Origin of the sequence: Pseudoalteromonas sp. 31A1 (assembly GCF_011378815.1) — a bacterium.
In the GTDB taxonomy this organism is placed as follows: Bacteria; Pseudomonadota; Gammaproteobacteria; order Enterobacterales; family Alteromonadaceae; genus Pseudoalteromonas; species Pseudoalteromonas arctica.
The window spans coordinates 1-18265 of record NZ_WTKY01000025.1; the positions used below are offsets into that span (position 1 = coordinate 1).

The following is an 18265-nucleotide window of genomic DNA, read 5'->3' on the forward strand; positions in this document are numbered from 1 at the left end:
ACACCCTGAGTTGTTCGTGCCTCGCTATGCGTTGGCGTTTCCCGTCTCAGTGGGGTCGCATTATAGGGAGATCCGAAAACAGATCAACCTTTTTTTGAAGAAAACTTGAAATAATGTGCTGTTCGCACATATTTGCATCGAAATGGTTACTTTAAACACTAAAAAGGCCCTGATGGGCCTTTTTAATTAGTTTACTATGAGCTTCCACCCAAGTTTACCTTGCTGTTTAGACTCTTGTTGTAGCTCGCTGGCCATTAATGGATGATCTTTTAACCAGTTACTTTCAAACTTAAGGTCTAACACTTCATTTTTAGCAGTTAACTCAAACATAGGCAGTACATCATCTTGTCTGCGCATTGATAAGATGACTGCTATCCGTAGTAATCTCACTATATATTGCGCCAATAGACTATTTACGCCGAGTGAATTAAAACAGCCTTTTGGAAAATCAGAACGATGCGCATCTGCTACCGCTACTATTAATTTATGCTCTGACTGTGAAAAACCAGGCATATCGGTATTTTCCAAAATATAAGCGGTGTGTTTATGGTACTGCTTATATTCTATTAGTAATCCAATCTCATGAAGCTGCGCTACCGCTTTTAATAGTGGTAACCCATTTAAACGTTCAATTGGCCAATCTTTATCAATACTTACCGCTAACTGCATAGCTAAGCTTGAAACCCGACACGCTTGTTTTTGATCAACGTGATAACGACTCATAAACCCATCAACTGTGCGTTTACGAATGTCGTTATTATGAAACTCCGGAACCATGCTATATAAAACGCCTTCACGCAGTGCTCCACCCGCCAATCCCATTTTTTCTATTTCAAGAGATTCAAATAGTGCGATTAAGATTGCGAGCCCTGATACAAATACCAGTCGACGGTCTTCACTTAATCCAGGAAGGTCTAGCGCTGCAATAGTGCTAAATGCAATTGCTTGCTCTTTTATAGTGTTGAGCTTTTCAAGCGTAAGTAAATCGTCAAGATTTTGAGCGACCATAATTTCTTGAATTGCTTGCACTGTGCCAGAAGCACCAGATGCAATTTGCCATCCCGCTGTTTTATATTCTGGAGAAATTTCATCAATGACTGTACGAGCTGCTTTTATGGCTGCGTTAAAGTTACTCTTACTTAATTGGCAGTCTTTGAAATAGCGTTCAAGATAGGTAACACACCCCATATTGAGGCTTTTGTAATGTAAGGCATCAAATGCTTTACCAATTACAACTTCGGTACTTGCACCACCAATATCAATAACAAGCTGTTTGCCAGTACAAGATGAAGTATGAGCAACACCTTTATAAATTGTACGCGCTTCTAATTCTCCGCTAATAACATTAATGTTATGGCCAAGAATCTTTTCTGCATGATTTTTGAATACTTCGGCGTTAGTGGCTAGCCGTAAGGTGGCTGTTGCTACTATGGTGATGTTTTTATCTGGGATATCTTGTAGACGCTCAGCAAAAAGGGCAAGGCATTCCCAGCCTCGCTGCATTGCTTCAGTGCTCAATACGTTATCTTTATCAAGCCCTGCGGCTAATCGGACTTTGCGTTTAACACGTCCAATTGTTTGTAGACCGCCAGCAATTGATTTGGCTATAAGCATATGAAAGCTATTTGAGCCCAAATCAATAACTGCGTACACATTTTTTTGCGGTTTAAGTTGCCCCACCGTTCAAAAACCTCTAGTTACTACTACTTATACAAACGGTCGTTTACGACCGTCCTTTTTGGTAACTATTATTTGGGCGACGTCCGCTGTTATTACTACGGTTACGTGGACCTGTTGAATAGTTGCGCTTTCTTTGAATAATAGGCTGAGTTAAATCATCTAGCAATGCTGTTTTATCATAATGTGATAAAGGAATGCTGTGCTCTATATATTCTTCAATTTCATGCAGGTTATATGCATATTGCTCACATGCAAAACTAATTGCGTGGCCTGATGCACCAGCGCGGCCAGTACGGCCAATACGGTGAACATAATCTTCACAATCGTCAGGTAAATCAAAGTTAAATACATGACTTACTTCTGGAATATGAAGACCACGCGCTGCAACATCAGTCGCAACTAAAAAGTCTAAGTCGCCTTTGCTAAACTGCGCTAATATAGTTTGGCGTTTTTTCTGGTTAACATCACCAGTAAGCATACCTACACGATGACCGTCTGACTTAAGCCAAGCATATACTGTTTCACAACTGTGCTTGGTATTTGCAAACACGATTGCTTTCTCTGGCCATTCTTCTTCAATTAAGGTTAACAACAGCTTAATTTTATCTTCTTGCGAAGGATGAAATAGCTCTTCTTGAATACGTTTACCCGTTTTAACGTCAGGTTCAATTTGAACATGTTCTGGGTTTGTCATGTGCTCAAAAGCTAATTCTTGTACGCGATACGATAATGTGGCAGAAAATAATAAGTTTAAACGCTTTGATGTATCTGGCATACGATCGAACATATAGCGAATATCTTTGATAAAACCTAAATCGAACATACGATCAGCTTCGTCAAGCACGACTACCTCAATTTCATTAAGGGTGTAACAGCCTTGCTTATACAGATCAATTAGACGACCTGTAGTACCAATTAAAATATCAACGCCTTTTTCTAGTTGTGCACGTTGTTTTTCGTAATCTTCGCCACCATATACTAAACCTAAGTTAAGATTACAGTGCGGCGCTAAAATTTTAGCATCTTTATGTATCTGAATCGCAAGCTCCCGAGTAGGGGCCATGATCAGGGCTCTTGGATGTTTACTAGGTGCTTTGCTAGATTGTAATAACCGATGGCACGTGGCAGTTAAAAACGCCAACGTTTTGCCTGTACCTGTTTGAGCTTGGCCCGCGATATCGCGTCCATCACAAATAAAAGGTAGGCATTTTGCTTGAATAGGTGTGCAATATTCAAACCCATTCTCGGTTAAACCGGCAACCACTTCCGGTGCGATAGCAAAGTCTGAAAACTTTTTATCGGTTAAATGTGTCTTAGTCATAGCGTTTAAGCATAACGTTTAAACTTGCAATAAGAAACAAGAGTGTTTAAATACGCACTAAATATTTCGCCTAACTAAATCGGAGAGCGCAATGAGCGAGAAAATAATCCAAATTACTGACGATAGCTTTGAAGCTGACGTATTACAATCTGACAAACCAGTACTAGTAGATTTCTGGGCTGAATGGTGTGGACCTTGTAAAATGATCGCCCCTATTCTTCACGAAGTTGCTGATGAATACGACAGCCGTGTGACTGTTGCTAAATTAAACATTGACCAAAATGCTGGCACACCGCCAAAATTTGGTATTCGTGGTATTCCTACTTTACTTCTTTTTAAAGATGGTCAAGTAGCTGCAACGAAAGTAGGTGCTCTTTCAAAAACTCAACTTATTGAGTTTTTAGAAAACAACATCTAACTGTAAGCTAGAACAATAAAAAGGGCTTTTTGCCCTTTTTTAAATTTATTTTGTATAAAGACTGGACGCTTTGCCAGTGAACTGCTAGTTTATAAAGCCAACTAATCCTTAGTTATATTCAACAAACCTCACTCAACGATCAAAGCGATTTTGAGTATGACAACTGTAATAAAGAACCCACCAATATGCATTTACGCGAATTAAAAGACAAGTCCATTAAAGAGCTTGTAGACTTAGCTGAGTCCATGGGGCTCGAAAACGTAGCCCGCTTAAGAAAGCAAGATATCATTTTTGCCATTCTTAAATCCCATGCCAAAGGCGGAGAGAATATCTTCGGCGGCGGTGTATTAGAGATTTTACAAGATGGTTTCGGCTTCTTAAGATCATCAGAAGCCTCTTACTTAGCTGGCCCAGATGACATTTATGTTTCACCTAGCCAAATTCGCCGTTTCAGCATGCGTACTGGCGATTCAATTTCAGGTCTTATTCGTCCACCTAAAGACGGTGAACGTTACTTTGCTTTACTTAAAGTAAATGAAGTTAACTTTGATAAACCTGAAAACTCTCGAACTAAAATTCTTTTTGAAAACCTTACTCCATTACATGCAAACGAACGTTTTCGCATGGAACGTGGTAACGGCAGTAAAGAAGATATTACAGCCCGTGTACTTGATTTAGCATCTCCTATTGGCCGCGGCCAACGTGGTTTGTTAGTAGCTCCGCCAAAAGCGGGTAAAACAATGCTACTTCAAAATATTGCACAATCAATTACGCACAATCATCCTGATGTAACATTAATGGTTTTACTTATTGATGAACGTCCGGAAGAAGTAACAGAGATGCAACGCCTAGTTAAAGGTGAAGTTATTGCATCAACGTTTGATGAACCAGCTTCTCGTCACGTACAAGTTGCCGAAATGGTTATCGAAAAAGCAAAACGCCTAGTTGAACATAAAAAAGATGTTGTTATCTTATTGGATTCAATCACTCGTTTAGCACGTGCTTATAACACCGTTATTCCTTCATCAGGTAAAGTACTTACTGGTGGTGTTGACGCTAACGCATTACATAAACCTAAGCGCTTCTTTGGTGCTGCACGTAACGTTGAGGAAGGTGGTAGCTTAACAATCATAGCTACAGCTCTTATCGATACTGGCTCTAAAATGGATGAAGTTATCTACGAAGAGTTTAAAGGTACTGGTAACATGGAACTTCACCTTAACCGTAAAATTGCGGAAAGACGTGTGTTCCCAGCTATCGACTTTAACCGCTCAGGTACTCGTCGTGAAGAATTACTAACAAAACCAGATGAACTTCAAAAGCTTTGGATTTTACGTAAAATTGTTCATGACATGTCAGAAATTGATGCAATGGAATTCTTAATCGATAAACTATCGATGAGCAAAACCAATGATGAATTTTTTGATTCGATGAGACGCCAATAAAAGCGTTTTAATTGAATAAAAAAGCGCCTTAGGCGCTTTTTTTGTGTCTGGATTAAATACAGTTTAACTTTCATTATACTTTTTAAGTACACCCTGCAGCGTATCAACGAGCGCTTTAAAATCATTTGCACTGCTTTTTTGGCTTCTGCGTAGAAGTGCTCTGTCTAAATTTTTAGCCGATTGCGCAATTTCATCCAAACCAAACATTTGTGCAGCCCCTAAAATGCGATGGCTATCTTTTTGTAGCGCATCTAAATCTTCGCTTATAAAATGCTGCGTAATCGTTTCACTCTCCAAAGCAAAGCTCTGCTTGAAACTAATCACAAGATCGCTCATATCAACTTCATTTTGCTTTGTAATTGGCTGATCTTCTGCATTATGTAGGTGACTAGAAAGCGCTTTATAAAATGACTCTTTGTCTATCGGTTTACCTAAGTAACCAGTAAACCCTAACTCTAAATAACCATCCACTTCATGACTCATAGCATTTGCTGTTAAAGCAAAAATAGGTCGCTCAAAACCACATTGTTTTAATAGCTGAAAAGCAGAACGCCCATCCATCACTGGCATTTGAATATCGAGCAATACCAAATCTGGATATTCTTTTAAGCACTGCTCTACCGCTTGCTCACCATTTTCAACAGCAATAACCTCGAGTCCCATTGAGCGTAAATAACGACTTATTAACCTACGATTATCAGGATGATCCTCCGCAAGTACAACACGCCCTGCTAATTGCTTATTTGCCTTAGGAGCACTTTGAGTTTCAATCATGCTTTGAGATTTATTTACTTCTGCGCACGGTAAAAAGAACGAAAACTGACTGCCCTTTTTGTATTCGCTTTGTACGCTGATATAACCACCCATCATCGCAGCTAATTGTTGCGATAAGCTAAGGCCTAACCCTGTACCACCAAAGCGACGGCTAATGCTGTTATCAGCTTGGCTAAAGCATTCAAAAATAAGCTTTAACTGTTTAGAGCTCATACCAATACCGGTATCTTTTACAATAATAACTAGTCCTTGCTCACTCTTATTTAATGCAATAATGATCTGCCCTGAATGAGTAAACTTAATAGCATTTGCACATAAGTTTATAAGAATCTGCTTTACGCGTATTAAATCCAGCTTAGTGTAAAACTCATTACCCACTTGATTGTCTAAAATAAGATGTAGATTTTTTGCTTTTGCTTGGGTGATAAACATTGCGTGCACATCATTTACGAGCTCTACAATATCAAAGCACGAAATATTTAACTCTAATCTATTGGCTTCAATTTTACTTAAATCGAGTACATCATTTATTAAGCTTTTTAAATGGTCACTGTGACGCTGAATTACTCTTAATTCATCTTTAAGTGACTCAGGCTCATATAATTCATTAATTAAAGCATCTGTTTGCCCTAAAATAGCCGTTAGTGGAGTGCGAATTTCGTGACTAATATTAGCCAAAAACTGGCTTTTAACATCGTTGGCTTCTCTCAGCTCTTGTGCAATTGCCTGCAATTCTGCAGTACGTTGCGTAACTTGTTCTGTTAACTGCTGCTTAGCGCGTTTTTCTGCACCACGGCGATAAAGCGCAATACCAGTTACGACAACTAAAAGTAATAGTAAAAAAGAGAATAAAGTAAGCTGAGAACGCTGCGACATTTTTAGCTCTTGCACACGGCGATCTTGTTTAAGTTTTTCTATCTCTTGGTTTAATTGCGTTGCTTTAAATTGATGCTGAAGTACCGCTAGTGCATTTATAATTGCCGTACTTCTGAGCTTTCGCAACTCACTAATATATTTTTGTTGCAAAGCCATTGCGCTTGAATAATCGCCTTTACTGGCTTCAAGAAGTGCTTTGGCCCCCAAGCTCTCTCTAATTATTCGCTCACTACCATATTCATGAGCAAGTAAAATTGCTCTATCTAAATTTATTTGCGCCTCTTCTAAGTTGCCCTTAACAAACTGAATTTTAGCCAGCGCATGTAGCGCATTAAGCTCTAAATTATGGTTATCTATTTTAAGGGCGTAGTACTCACCTAATTTAGCTTGCTCGTACGCTTCATCCACTTTTTTTAATACTAAATTAGTATTTGCTAGGTTTGTATATTGTGTAGATAACTTATTGTAATCATTAGCTGAAATATAATAGCGTAGCGCTAGCTGGTAATAATGCAGTGCTAAGTCAAATTGATTACTCTCCATATGGGCAACACCCATATTGTTATATACCTGCGCAATACCGCTTTTATCATCTAATCGTTGATAAACCTTAAGTACATCTTGATAAAGACCAAACGCACTATCGTAGCGTGATAAGCGTATATAAACGCCTGCTATATTAAGTAGTATATCGGTTTTATCTTGCTCGCTGCCGTACGCCTCGTAGATAGCTTTTGCTTTTAAATAAAACTCTAGGGTATCGCCTAGCTTATTCATATTAAAATAGGCCAAACCAATATTATTTAATAAGTTTGCCTGCTCTAGTAATTGCTTATTCTTTTCTGCTAATGCTAGGGTACGGGTATATTCAATAATCGCTTTTTGAAATAAGCCTTGATAAAAAAGTACAACACCTTGCATTTTTATTGCACGAAAGTGCTCATCAGGGAAGAAAGTATCCGAAGTATGTTGTTCAAGTAATTTAAAGTAATGTAATGAGTCTTTAAAATTATCAACCGATAACGCAGTATTACCCAATGCCGAATAAACAGCGACACGCTCTTTTTTGGAGGCATTTTTATTAGCAAGTAGCATGTTTGCTAATTGTAATTTAGGCTCCCACTGCACTTCGTTTTTGAATTGCTCAAATAACGAATCATTATTTTGGGCATAGCTAGGAGCTATTAGTACACAGCATATAGTAAATAAGAGGCATTTTAACTTGCCCAGCATAATTTTAATCCTTCAAACCGTTACTTATATCAGTGTAATCTTTATTGAAGATACACCAACTACTAGGACCTAAACAATGCTTAACCCACTGATTGATGAGATTTTTGAGCTAATACTAACAAAGCAGGTTTGGCAAGTTCATACTTTAGCAGCAGAACTGACAAACCGCAGCGCTATGACCACTCTCGATAAAAGTCCTGAACGTGATTTATTTAAACGTAACTTTTTAATTATGAATGCACTGTACCAACTGCAGGCACAATTACGCCCTCAGAGTTTACTCATTTCAGCTCTGCATATCGAGCTTTTAGAAAAAGGAGATAATAGTTTAGTAACAACAAGCGAAAATTTGCGAGATTATTATTTAGATTGGCATAATTACGATACCAGTGAAGAGCAGATTGATGAGCTTTTAAATAGCTTTTGGCGTCAGTTTAAAACGATATCACCACAACAGACTTTAAATGAAAATGAATTTAAAGCATTGGCTTTAGAATGGAAGTTACCTGAAAATTTCACTCTTAAAAATGTTCAAAAGCGCTGGAGACAACTTGCATTACAAGTGCACCCAGATAAACCAAATGGCTGTGAAGTTGAGTTTAAAAAAATACAAACACAATACGAGCAGCTAAAGGTAGCTGCTCGTTAATCTATTAATTTAGAAGTTTAAATTAACGAGTAAGGCGACGTGCGCGTATTTTACGCCCTTTAATATTGCCTTCGGTTAATTTACGAAGCGCAGGTTTTAATGAGTTACGCTCAACAGCAACAAACGCTACGTTATCAAGTACGTTAATTTTACCCACCTGACGACCTGCAACCCCATCTTTACCCGTTAAAGCACCTAAAATATCACCTGCACGTACTTTTTGTTTTTTACCTGAATCAATCATCAAAGTAACCATTTCAGGGCGGTACGGTGGCTTGTCTAATAAATTAAATGGTGGCATTTGCTCTGGAGTAATATCACGTTCGTAATGTTCGCCTATTTGAGCAATTTTAAACGCTTCTGCTTCACCGTAAATAGAACATGCAATGCCCTTTTTACCAGCGCGACCAGTACGACCAACACGATGCACATGTGTTTGCGTGTCATGTGCTAAATGGTAGTTAATCACCATATCCATGTCGTCAATATCTAAACCACGTGCAGCAACATCGGTTGCAACAAGTATTGAAGCACTTTTATTTGAAAAGTGAATTAACGTACGTTCACGATCGCGCTGTTCTAAATCACCGTGTAGCGAAACAGCACTAAAGCCTTCATCAGCTAAATCGTCACACACTTGTTGTGTTTCTACTTTAGTATTACAAAACACAACACAGCTTTGTGGTGTAAATTTAAGTAATAATAATTTTAGCGTTGGATAGCGCTGCTTATTATTATCCATTTTGTAGAAGTACTGCTTAATTGTGCTTTTGGCTTGCTCTTCTTCTACTTTAACCATTTCTGGATTTTTAAGTACACGCTTAGCAATTGCTTCAATAGCTCTTGGGAATGTTGCACTAAATAACAATGTTTGACGATTTTGTGGAATGCGCTCAATAATTGCATCAAGTGTATCTTGAAAACCCATATCAAGCATTTGATCGGCTTCATCAAGTACCAATGTTTCAACATCATCTAAACGTAAAGTACCTTTACGAATATGGTCATCAACACGCCCAGGTGTACCAACAATAATATGCGCGCCATGTTCAAGCGAGCCTATTTGTGGACCAATTGATACACCGCCACATAACGTTAATATTTTAATGTTATGGATACCGCGCGCTAATTTGCGCATTTCAACCGCAACCTGCTCAGCAAGCTCTCGGGTTGGGCATAAAACTAACGACTGAATACGAAAGCGTTTTACGTTTAATTTAGCGAGTACACCCAAGCTAAACGCAGCAGTTTTACCTGAACCGGTTTTTGCCTGAGCAATGATGTCTTTACCAGCAAGTACAGGCGGTAAACTTTGCGCTTGTACAGGTGTCATGTGGGCATAGCCAAGTGTTGATAAATTATCAACGAGTCCAGCTGGTAAAGCCAAAGATGAAAAAGCAGTTGAAGTCACAGTAAGTTCCATAGCAATAAAAATAACATGGGGGAAAGCCCCACTAAATATGCTGCTAATAATAGCAGAATTCGTAATTAGCAACCATTAACAAACACATAATAAAGTACGTTAACAAAAGGTGTTGAAAATGATAGTAGTTTGCATTAAGATCGCGATTGTTTTTTACATATCACTGCTGGAAGCAAACAATGAAACTGAATTCTCTTTACATAGCACTATTAGCAAGCATTACAACAAACACATACGCAAACACTACTGACCTTGAGCGTATAGAAGTAAAAGGTAGCTACTTTAACGATTACAAAGTAGATAACGCTAATGGCGCAATGAGAACATCAGCTTCTTTACTTGAAACCGCACAATCTGTAACCGTAATAACCGACACTATTATTAGTGAGCAACTTGCCACTACCCTTGGCGAAGTACTCACAAATGACGCAAGCTTAACTGCAGGCTCACAACAACGAAATCGTGAGGTATTTAACTTACGTGGGTTTGAGCTAAGCTCATCAACAGGTTATTTACGTGATGGGCATCAGCATTGGTCGCACTACCAACAACCAATCGAAATTTTACAACAAGTTGAAGTAATTAAAGGCCCATCGAGCATTTTATATGGTCAATCAGGTCCGGGTGGCTTGGTGAACATGGTTACTAAAAAGCCTACAGCACAAACATTATTTAATACCAGTGCCGATGTAGATCAGCATGGTTCAACTCGCTTTATGGTAGATGCTGCAGGCGCCTTGACTGAATCTGAAGATTTACGTGCTCGTGGTATTTTAGTTAAACAAGATGTTGATTACTGGCGTGAATACCAAAACGGTGAAAACCGCGAGCGTGACCGCTTTTTAGGTGCTTTAGTTGTAGATTACGATATTAGCGACAACGCATTAGTACGTGTGCATTACGACCGCACAGACGACGAAGCCGGTTTAGATACTGGCGCATGGATAGACGAAAACGCCAATGTAATTGGTGATGATAAAACAATCCGTGATATGTCTTGGGCATTTACCGACATAACCGTAGAAAACCTAGGTGTAGACCTAGAAGTATTTTTAACCGATAACTGGCAAGTAAAGCTTGGCTATAACGAACAAACATTTGAGCGCCAACGCTTTGAATCAGCACCGAATATGCCAAGTGACTTTGTTGAGGGTGATAGCTATCAATCAAATCCTTATGATCGCTTTGATGATTGGCAATTTAAAACTGCATTTATTGATTTTATTGGTGAATTTAAAACGGGAAGTTTACAACATCAGTTTTTAATTGGCGCAAACTCGCTTAATTATTACTACGGGCAACGTCGTACCTCTGCCGACTCTTTTGATTTTTCTGCAGGACAAGCAGAACCATCTCGTCCATCAGTAAGCTATAAAACAGATGATACAATAAGCGAAACTGAATACGACTACTACGGTATTTACGTTCAAGACTTAATTTCGTTCTCACCAGAGTGGCAATTATCGCTAGGTGGCCGTTACGATAAACAAACACGAGAAGATGCAGATAACGAATCATTTGTACCAAAAGTAGGCGTGCTTTATCACCCAAATGCTTCTGCAACTATATACGCTAGTTACTCAGAAGGTTTCGAGCCTCAAGGCAGCGAAACATTAATTGATGAAACAGATGTAAATAACGGTATGAAATTAGATGCTATTACATCTGAGCAAAGAGAAATTGGTATTAAATGGCAATTATTTGATGACCGCCTAATGCTTACCAGTGCTATTTTTGATATTAGCAAAGAAGGTACTCTTGTTAGCGAACAACTTGAAGTTCCTATTGGGTCATTCACAAGTGAAACAAACCAAGTAGGTGAACAACGCCATAAAGGTTTTGAGCTAAGCGCACAAGGTGCCGCTACTGACCGTTTATTTGTAATGGCATCAACTATGTACCTAGATGCTAATTTTGAACGCGATGAAAAACTTGAAGGCAAACGCCCTACCGATGCACCAAAATGGTCGGCATCACTTTGGACTCGTTATGAATTAAACGATGCAATTGCACTTAATGCAGGTGCTTTTTACGAAGGTGAACGTTTTGCTGATAGCGCCAATACAATTACTAAAAATGCATATACGCGTGTTGATGTAGGTGCAACTTATAAGTTTAACTTAAGTAATACCGATATTAACTTACGCCTTAACATCGAAAACTTATTTGATAAAAGCTATTTAGGTGGTGGCGGCACAAATAATGTAACTGTTGGCGAGGGCACAAATCTTCGTTTAGCTGCGCAATTTAGCTTTTAAATAAATGCCTTAAATAACAGCTTTAAAATATAGCCCGCGTACATTTACGCGGGCTTTTTTATATCTAAATATTCACACCTAACAGCATTAAACCTATTACAAAGCCTATTCATCTCATCTATTTTTTATCATGTTTGTTACATGCTCTAATAGCGCTAATTATTAAAAAGGCCTACCAAAATGAAAAAATTAATTACCGCACTGCTGCTTACTAGCAGTATGGCTGCAAACGCTAACAGCGCCGAATTTACCCAAAAGCAATTACAACAAGTAGACAAAGTGCGCACCTCTGCACTAAATAGTGATTTAAGTTATAAATTACTAGAGTCATTAACAACTGAAGTAGGCCCACGCCTTCCTGGTACCGAAAACGATAAAAAAGCCGTGGCATGGGCTCAAGCCAAATTTAATGAACTGGGCTTTGATAAAGTATGGTTAGAAAAAGCCGCATTTCCTGAATGGCGCCGTTATAGCGAAAGCGGAAAAATACTAACACCAAGCGAGCAACCACTGCACTTAACTGCATTAGGTAACAGTATAAGCACGCCAAAAGATGGGATTACAGCGCCGGTTGTATTATTCGAAACACTTGATGAATTAAAAGCCGCACCGGCAAACAGTTTAAAAGGTAAAATTGCGTATATTAATTACCGTATGAACCGCGACATAGACGGGAATGGTTACGGACCTGCTGTAAAAGCACGCGGTACAGGCGCTATAGAAGCATCTAAAAAAGGCGCTGTTGCCTACATGATGCGCTCGGTTAGTACCGGTCATCATCGCTTTGCACACACTGGCGGTAGTTACTACAAAGAAGGTGTTACAAAAATACCTAACGTAACAATTGCTAACCCAGATGCAGATCAAATAGCACGCTTAGTTGCTTTAAATAAAGAAGTGTCGGTAAATATTAATGTGCAAACCGAAAGCCTTGGTGAAGGCACTGGTTATAACGTTATTGGCCAATTTAATGGTACCGAAAACCCTGAGCAATATGTATTAATTGGGGGGCATTTAGATTCTTGGGACTTAGGGACTGGCGCATTAGATGACGGCGCAGGCGTTGCACTAACAATGGCAGCCGCTAAACATATTAGCGATGTAAAACGTCCTAAGCGCAGTATTCGTGTGGTACTTTTTGCAGCTGAAGAGCTAGGTCTTTGGGGTGCAAAAGCTTATTTTGCAGAGCATAAAAACGAGCTAAGCAATATTGTTGCAGCCGCTGAGTCTGATTTTGGCGCCGATGTTGTATATGCTTTTGAATCGAACGTAAGCGCAGAGTCACTTCCTGTAGTTCGCGCTATAGCAAAAGAACTTGCGCCGTTAAATATTGAGCACATTGGTAAAAACCAAGCGAATGGTGGCCCCGATCTAATTCCACTTAAAGCAGCAACGTCAGCGCCTATTTTTGAACTTGCTCAAGATGGAACAGATTACTTTGATTACCACCATACAGCTGACGATACGCTTGATAAAGTGACACCTGCTAAGCTTCGTCAAAATACCGCTGCATATGCTGTATTTGCTCTAATGGCTGCCGATGCAAAAACCACTATCAAGCCTAAAGCTCAAAATAAGTAATAACAGACATACTTACTTACAGTTTGTAGCTTTAACTAACACGCTTCTTGTTTTACCTTTAGGTAATTAAACAAGGAGCGTGCTTTATGTTACTTTTCAACACGAGTGAATCATTTCCACATTTTGCACAAATAACACGCTGCCCTCACTGCCAAAGCGACGCCTACCATTTAGTAAATAAAAGCCGCTATTTACGATTTAGCATTTTACCTATGCTTGCCTTAAAATTAAGCTATAAACGCGAGTGCTATCAATGCGGAAAAAGCGAACCTGTTAAAATACCGCAACTACCGTTAATAGAAAAACTAAGCCTACCTAAATACTTTATTGGCGTATTTTTATTGCTTTGGATTGTTTCGTTTTTTTATCAACAACACCTTGATACCGAGACTCAAAAGCAAAGCTATTTGAATACACCTAAAATATATGACACCACTTAGTACACGCCGACAAATTTACACACGAACCCTGGACCCTAACCAATTTAAGAATTGCTCAAGTTTTAAGTTTTGATAAGCAGTTTATTACCTTTCAGATAAGCAACTACAGCTATAAACGTAATAATAGTATTACCTTGGCAATGCGTACCAGCCAACTAATTCAAGACAATTACTTCTCCACTAAAACAATCACCCTCCCTCGTGATGAAGTAAAGCGTTTGTATAAAGACGAAGCTATTTATGACGTGCTGCGACCTTATGCCAACAGCCTTTATGGCGGGTTTGTGATGTTTCCTCCCAAACCTAAGCCACTATATAAAGGTTTAAAACTCGATAAAAACAATCAACAAGGCATTATTTATTTTAAAGATAAGTTGTTTTTTGAAGCATTTAATAGCTTTAAGCTAGCTGCTGAAGCGGGTTCTCAATGGGGGCAATTAAATTTAGCGCAAATGTATCGTGATGGTCAGGGAATAGCTCAAAATTATCAACAGGCTATTTATTGGTATAAAAAGGCCATTGAGCAAAAAAATACTAAAGCACAATTTGAATTAGAATCGCTTTGTAAAATAGCTAACTGTGAATGAGTGAATGAGTGAATGAGTGAATGAGTGAATGAGTGAATGAGTGAATTTAAATATAGCTGGCGCAACAAGTACGCCAGCTATAAACTATTTTTTAAATAACTTTGTATAACCTACATGTATAAGCACAACAACTAAGCCGGCAATAACACCTAGCAAACCATCAAACAAGAGAGGCGCTAATACTTCTCCTGTGCCGCCAGCAACAGACTGAGCATAGCTCGTTACATCCACTTGAGTATGATGCAATAACTCAACACCATGCACTAAAATCCCGCCGCCTACTAAAAACATTGCAATGGTGCCCGCAAATGCTAAAAACTGCATCAACCTAGGCGCTGCTGCGAGTAAGCCTTTACCAAGTAACTCTTTAAATTTATTAGCTGACACTTTAGATTCGTTGAGTAAATAAAGCCCGGCATCATCCAGCTTTACAATACCGGCCACTAAGCCATAAACGCCAATCGTCATTATAATTGCGATAACACAAAGCACTAAAGCTTGGTTAAGTAACGTAGCGCCTGCCACAGTGCCTAAAGTAATAACAATAATTTCGGCAGAAAGAATAAAGTCGGTTCTTATTGCCCCTTTTATTTTTTGTTTTTCATACTCAACTAAATCTAATTTTTCATCTTCATCTACCACTTCATTGTGATGAGGCAAAAACTTAGCAAATACTTTTTCAGCTCCCTCAAAACACAAAAACAAACCACCCATCATTAAAAGCGGTGTTATTAACCAAGGCAGCCATACGCTTATTAATAAAGCAGCGGGTACGAGTATCGCTTTATTTAAAAATGAGCCCTTTGCCACAGCCCAAACAACCGGTAATTCACGCTCTGCTGCAACACCTGTAACCTGCTGTGCATTGAGTGCTAAGTCATCGCCTAATACACCCGCTGTTTTTTTTGTTGCTACCTTACTCATTGTCGCAATGTCATCAAGTAAAGTGGTTATATCGTCTAATAACGTTAAAAGGTTAGTGCCTGCCATAAAGCTTCCGAGCTCAAAAAATATTGCTATAAACATAACGTAAAGCGCTACTTTCACCAACGGTTAATTTTGCTTTGTTATTCTTACATTAGATTAAAATTTTGCCCTGCGTTTTAACTTACTTTTAAAGAAGATGGGAGAAAAATGAAAGTATATTTAGCATTAATCGCTATTTTACTAAGCTTAACCGCATGTAGTGATTTACAAACCAGTACTGCTTACCAATGCGATGATGAGAGCGTAAAACTCAATATTATTAATAATTCTGAAGCCGAAATTATCTTTAACAATAAAGTGCATGTACTTAATCACGAAAAAAGTGCATCAGGGAATAAATATATAAGTGAAGAGGTACTGTTTTGGGGTAAGGGAAATGAGGCCATGCTAATCATTGCTGGTAAAAAAAGACAGTGCATCAAGGTTTAACACAAAACCAACCAATAAATTACAGTAATGCTACAATAATTAAAGACCCATTATTGTGATGAAGTTATGCGTTCAATTGCGATCAAACATAAAATAATTTTAGCTTTTACAACCATTGGTTTATTGGTGCTAACAAGTAGTGTGTTTTTTTATTGGTCATTAAACAAAATTAGCGTTAACAATACCCGAACCGAAAAATTAGCAGTTCCGGTACAACAGTTCAGTAAAGATTTAAGGCTATCATTACTGTCTATTACTAAATTTAACGCCTTAGCTTACAGCCAAGCAAACCTTGATTTACTTCAACAAAATAAAAAACAGGCGCAAGCTGAGCAACAACAATTTAGCGATATGCTCAATTCGTTAAGCACTCAACTAAATCAACAAATAACAATGCAAAATTTACTCACCAGTACCAACGCAGGCTTCGAGCAACTGACTAAAGTAAGTGTCGCAATGTTTAGTGCTAAAGAGAGTAAGTTTGTAGCGCAAAATTCCACCATAGAATTATCAGCAACGTTTAACGAGCAACTTTACAATTTAAGTTCTAACTTACTTGATATAGAACTTTTAGAAGTGCCTGCAAAACAGCAGGCGCTACTTAATGCGATGTTTGGAACAGCGACCCGTATAGATGATTTATTGTTTAACTTAAGCAATAATATAAAAAGCATTACTCAAACTACAAGTATCAATGATTTAAATAGCCATCAGCAAGATACCCTATTTCTACTAGATAACATCCAACCTAATTTCACCTATTTAGAGCAACAAGCGCTACCTTTTAATAATGCGTTTAATGCTAAAAATTTAACGGCTAAATTTAATCAATTAAGAGAGTTACTTAACAACGATACAGGAATTTATGCCCAACAAAATAAAGGACTCAAAAGTACTATTGCTGCGGCTCAAAATTTTGAACACTTTCAACAGCAATTTATAACAACAGAAGGTCAGCTTATTGAACTTAATAAATTGGCTGATGAGCGCTTTAATGCCTTACAAACTAATGCAAAGGCCGCCATAAATACTGGGATTAGTTCTGTAGTAATTATTACGCTTGTTTTAATTATATTGATTATCGCTATCTCTATTTTTACAACTCGCGCAATGCTAAAACCGCTTAAAAAAGTAAACCGCGATTTAGCCCGAATCGCCTCAGGTGATTTATCAAAGCGAAGCCATCCGCGCAGTAAAGATGAATTTGGTACTTTGCTAAATAACATAAATAAACTCAGTGAAGACCTTACCCAGTTAATTGGCGCAATTAGTAGCGACGCCCATGAACTAGACCGCAGCGCTATTAAAACCAGTGAAAAAGGTCAGCAAATGACGGTTGTTGCACAACAGCAGTTGGAGCGAAGCGCACAGGCAACATCGCTTGCACAAAATATGCTAACTAACTCACAAGCGGTTTATGAACAAGCAGATAAAACATCAAGTGAAATAACCAATGCATCGCAATTTGCCAATGACGTAAACAAGATTGCTAATACAAATAGTCTAAGTATAGAAACTTTATTACAGCGCCTTGATAAAGCAGTAGGCAGCACTGAGGAACTAGCCCAACACACTCAGCTTATTGAAGCCATTGTTGAAACAATTAGCAGCATTGCCGAGCAGACCAACTTATTGGCACTCAATGCTGCAATTGAAGCAGCGCGAGCGGGTGAAAACGGACGCGGGTTTGCTGTAGTTGCTGATGAGGTTCGATCATTAGCTGCACGTACACAGACCTCGACTAGCGAAATAAACACCATGATCCAAACATTGCAACAGCACACTCAAACAACTCAAGAACACATTACCGATGGCCAACACCAAGCCAAGCAATGTGTTAAAAACAGCACTGAACTAAATAAAGCCGTAGAGCGTATTAAAAGCACATTGTTGTCTGTTAATCAGATGAGTGAGCAGATTGCTCATGCATCACATGAGCAATTGACTAACAGTAACGACATTCAACAAATAATGGCCAAGGTGACAGAGCAAGCAACCTTGAATGCCAAAAACGCGACAACCCTAGCAAGCGAAAGTGAAGACGTAAATCAACTTGCACACTCCTTAACAAGTGCCGTAGAGCGCTTTAAGTTTTAAGTGCAAGTAATGACTTGGCTTGCATGAAATGGGTATAATACTTCAACTCTTTTGCTTAATAGCGGCC

Annotated in this window: 12 protein-coding genes and 1 pseudogene; 8 read left to right on the plus strand and 5 right to left on the minus strand. The window is 38.6% G+C overall.

All coding sequences use genetic code 11. From position 1 onward, the window contains the following. Window positions 1-186: 186 nt before the first annotated feature. Together gppA and rhlB are read right to left on the minus strand one after the other, a co-directional pair. The gene (gene gppA / locus GQR52_RS17900; protein ID WP_007580584.1) at window positions 187-1680 is read right to left on the minus strand and encodes a guanosine-5'-triphosphate,3'-diphosphate diphosphatase; all 1494 of its coding nucleotides are present in this window, start codon (window positions 1678-1680) and stop codon (window positions 187-189) included. Between the two features lie 43 nt (window positions 1681-1723). After that, window positions 1724-3001: an ATP-dependent RNA helicase RhlB gene (rhlB, locus tag GQR52_RS17905; RefSeq protein ID WP_002960940.1), complete on the minus strand. Its 1278-nt coding sequence runs from the start codon at window positions 2999-3001 to the stop codon at window positions 1724-1726. 91 nt (window positions 3002-3092) lie between these two features. Here rhlB and trxA point away from each other — a divergent pair, with 91 nt between their 5' ends. Continuing rightward, complete coding sequence (gene trxA, locus GQR52_RS17910) at window positions 3093-3419, plus strand: thioredoxin TrxA (RefSeq protein WP_002960942.1); 327 nt, start codon at window positions 3093-3095, stop codon at window positions 3417-3419. Window positions 3420-3604: 185 nt separating this feature from the next. Beyond that, window positions 3605-4864 (plus strand): transcription termination factor Rho, encoded by a 1260-nt coding sequence (gene rho, locus GQR52_RS17915; protein ID WP_002960945.1) that lies wholly within the window; start codon window positions 3605-3607, stop codon window positions 4862-4864. A gap of 63 nt (window positions 4865-4927) precedes the next feature. Here rho and GQR52_RS17920 read toward each other — a convergent pair whose 3' ends face one another. Beyond that, on the minus strand, window positions 4928-7747 hold the full coding sequence (locus tag GQR52_RS17920) for an ATP-binding protein (protein WP_007580583.1): 2820 nt from the start codon (window positions 7745-7747) through the stop codon (window positions 4928-4930). A 76-nt stretch (window positions 7748-7823) separates the two neighbouring features. Between GQR52_RS17920 and GQR52_RS17925 the strand changes: the two genes are divergently transcribed. Continuing rightward, entirely contained in the window at window positions 7824-8396 is a 573-nt protein-coding gene (locus tag GQR52_RS17925) for a DNA-J related domain-containing protein (protein ID WP_121954361.1), read from the plus strand. A 22-nt stretch (window positions 8397-8418) separates the two neighbouring features. Here the strand turns inward: GQR52_RS17925 and dbpA are convergent, their stop codons facing one another. Continuing rightward, entirely contained in the window at window positions 8419-9807 is a 1389-nt protein-coding gene (gene dbpA / locus GQR52_RS17930) for an ATP-dependent RNA helicase DbpA (protein ID WP_007580581.1), read from the minus strand. A gap of 191 nt (window positions 9808-9998) precedes the next feature. Between dbpA and GQR52_RS17935 the strand changes: the two genes are divergently transcribed. From GQR52_RS17935 to GQR52_RS17945, 3 genes and pseudogenes are all read left to right on the plus strand, one after another. Beyond that, on the plus strand, window positions 9999-12077 hold the full coding sequence (locus GQR52_RS17935; protein WP_165729318.1) for a TonB-dependent receptor: 2079 nt from the start codon (window positions 9999-10001) through the stop codon (window positions 12075-12077). Between the two features lie 180 nt (window positions 12078-12257). Next, complete coding sequence (locus tag GQR52_RS17940) at window positions 12258-13658, plus strand: M20/M25/M40 family metallo-hydrolase (RefSeq protein WP_165729319.1); 1401 nt, start codon at window positions 12258-12260, stop codon at window positions 13656-13658. A gap of 86 nt (window positions 13659-13744) precedes the next feature. Beyond that, window positions 13745-14685, plus strand: a pseudogene (locus tag GQR52_RS17945) (tetratricopeptide repeat protein). Between the two features lie 84 nt (window positions 14686-14769). Here GQR52_RS17945 and GQR52_RS17950 read toward each other — a convergent pair. Further along, window positions 14770-15675, minus strand: a complete 906-nt coding sequence (locus tag GQR52_RS17950) for a DUF808 domain-containing protein (RefSeq protein WP_165729320.1) — start codon at window positions 15673-15675, stop codon at window positions 14770-14772. A 144-nt stretch (window positions 15676-15819) separates the two neighbouring features. Here GQR52_RS17950 and GQR52_RS17955 point away from each other — a divergent pair, with 144 nt between their 5' ends. After that, window positions 15820-16101 (plus strand): MliC family protein, encoded by a 282-nt coding sequence (locus tag GQR52_RS17955; protein WP_165729321.1) that lies wholly within the window; start codon window positions 15820-15822, stop codon window positions 16099-16101. A gap of 66 nt (window positions 16102-16167) precedes the next feature. Continuing rightward, the gene (locus GQR52_RS17960) at window positions 16168-18198 is read left to right on the plus strand and encodes a methyl-accepting chemotaxis protein (RefSeq protein WP_165729322.1); all 2031 of its coding nucleotides are present in this window, start codon (window positions 16168-16170) and stop codon (window positions 18196-18198) included. Window positions 18199-18265 lie beyond the last annotated feature (67 nt).

Excerpts from the sequence above, each read along its gene's own strand:
- rhlB (WP_002960940.1), bottom strand. The coding sequence starts at position 3,001 with ATGACTAAGACACATTTAACCGATAAAAAGTTTTCAGACTTTGCTATC.
- trxA (WP_002960942.1), top strand. The coding sequence starts at position 3,093 with ATGAGCGAGAAAATAATCCAAATTACTGACGATAGCTTTGAAGCTGAC.
- rho (WP_002960945.1), top strand. The coding sequence starts at position 3,605 with ATGCATTTACGCGAATTAAAAGACAAGTCCATTAAAGAGCTTGTAGAC.
- GQR52_RS17920 (WP_007580583.1), bottom strand. The coding sequence starts at position 7,747 with ATGCTGGGCAAGTTAAAATGCCTCTTATTTACTATATGCTGTGTACTA.
- GQR52_RS17925 (WP_121954361.1), top strand. The coding sequence starts at position 7,824 with ATGCTTAACCCACTGATTGATGAGATTTTTGAGCTAATACTAACAAAG.
- GQR52_RS17935 (WP_165729318.1), top strand. The coding sequence starts at position 9,999 with ATGAAACTGAATTCTCTTTACATAGCACTATTAGCAAGCATTACAACA.
- GQR52_RS17940 (WP_165729319.1), top strand. The coding sequence starts at position 12,258 with ATGAAAAAATTAATTACCGCACTGCTGCTTACTAGCAGTATGGCTGCA.
- GQR52_RS17950 (WP_165729320.1), bottom strand. The coding sequence starts at position 15,675 with ATGGCAGGCACTAACCTTTTAACGTTATTAGACGATATAACCACTTTA.
- GQR52_RS17955 (WP_165729321.1), top strand. The coding sequence starts at position 15,820 with ATGAAAGTATATTTAGCATTAATCGCTATTTTACTAAGCTTAACCGCA.
- GQR52_RS17960 (WP_165729322.1), top strand. The coding sequence starts at position 16,168 with ATGCGTTCAATTGCGATCAAACATAAAATAATTTTAGCTTTTACAACC.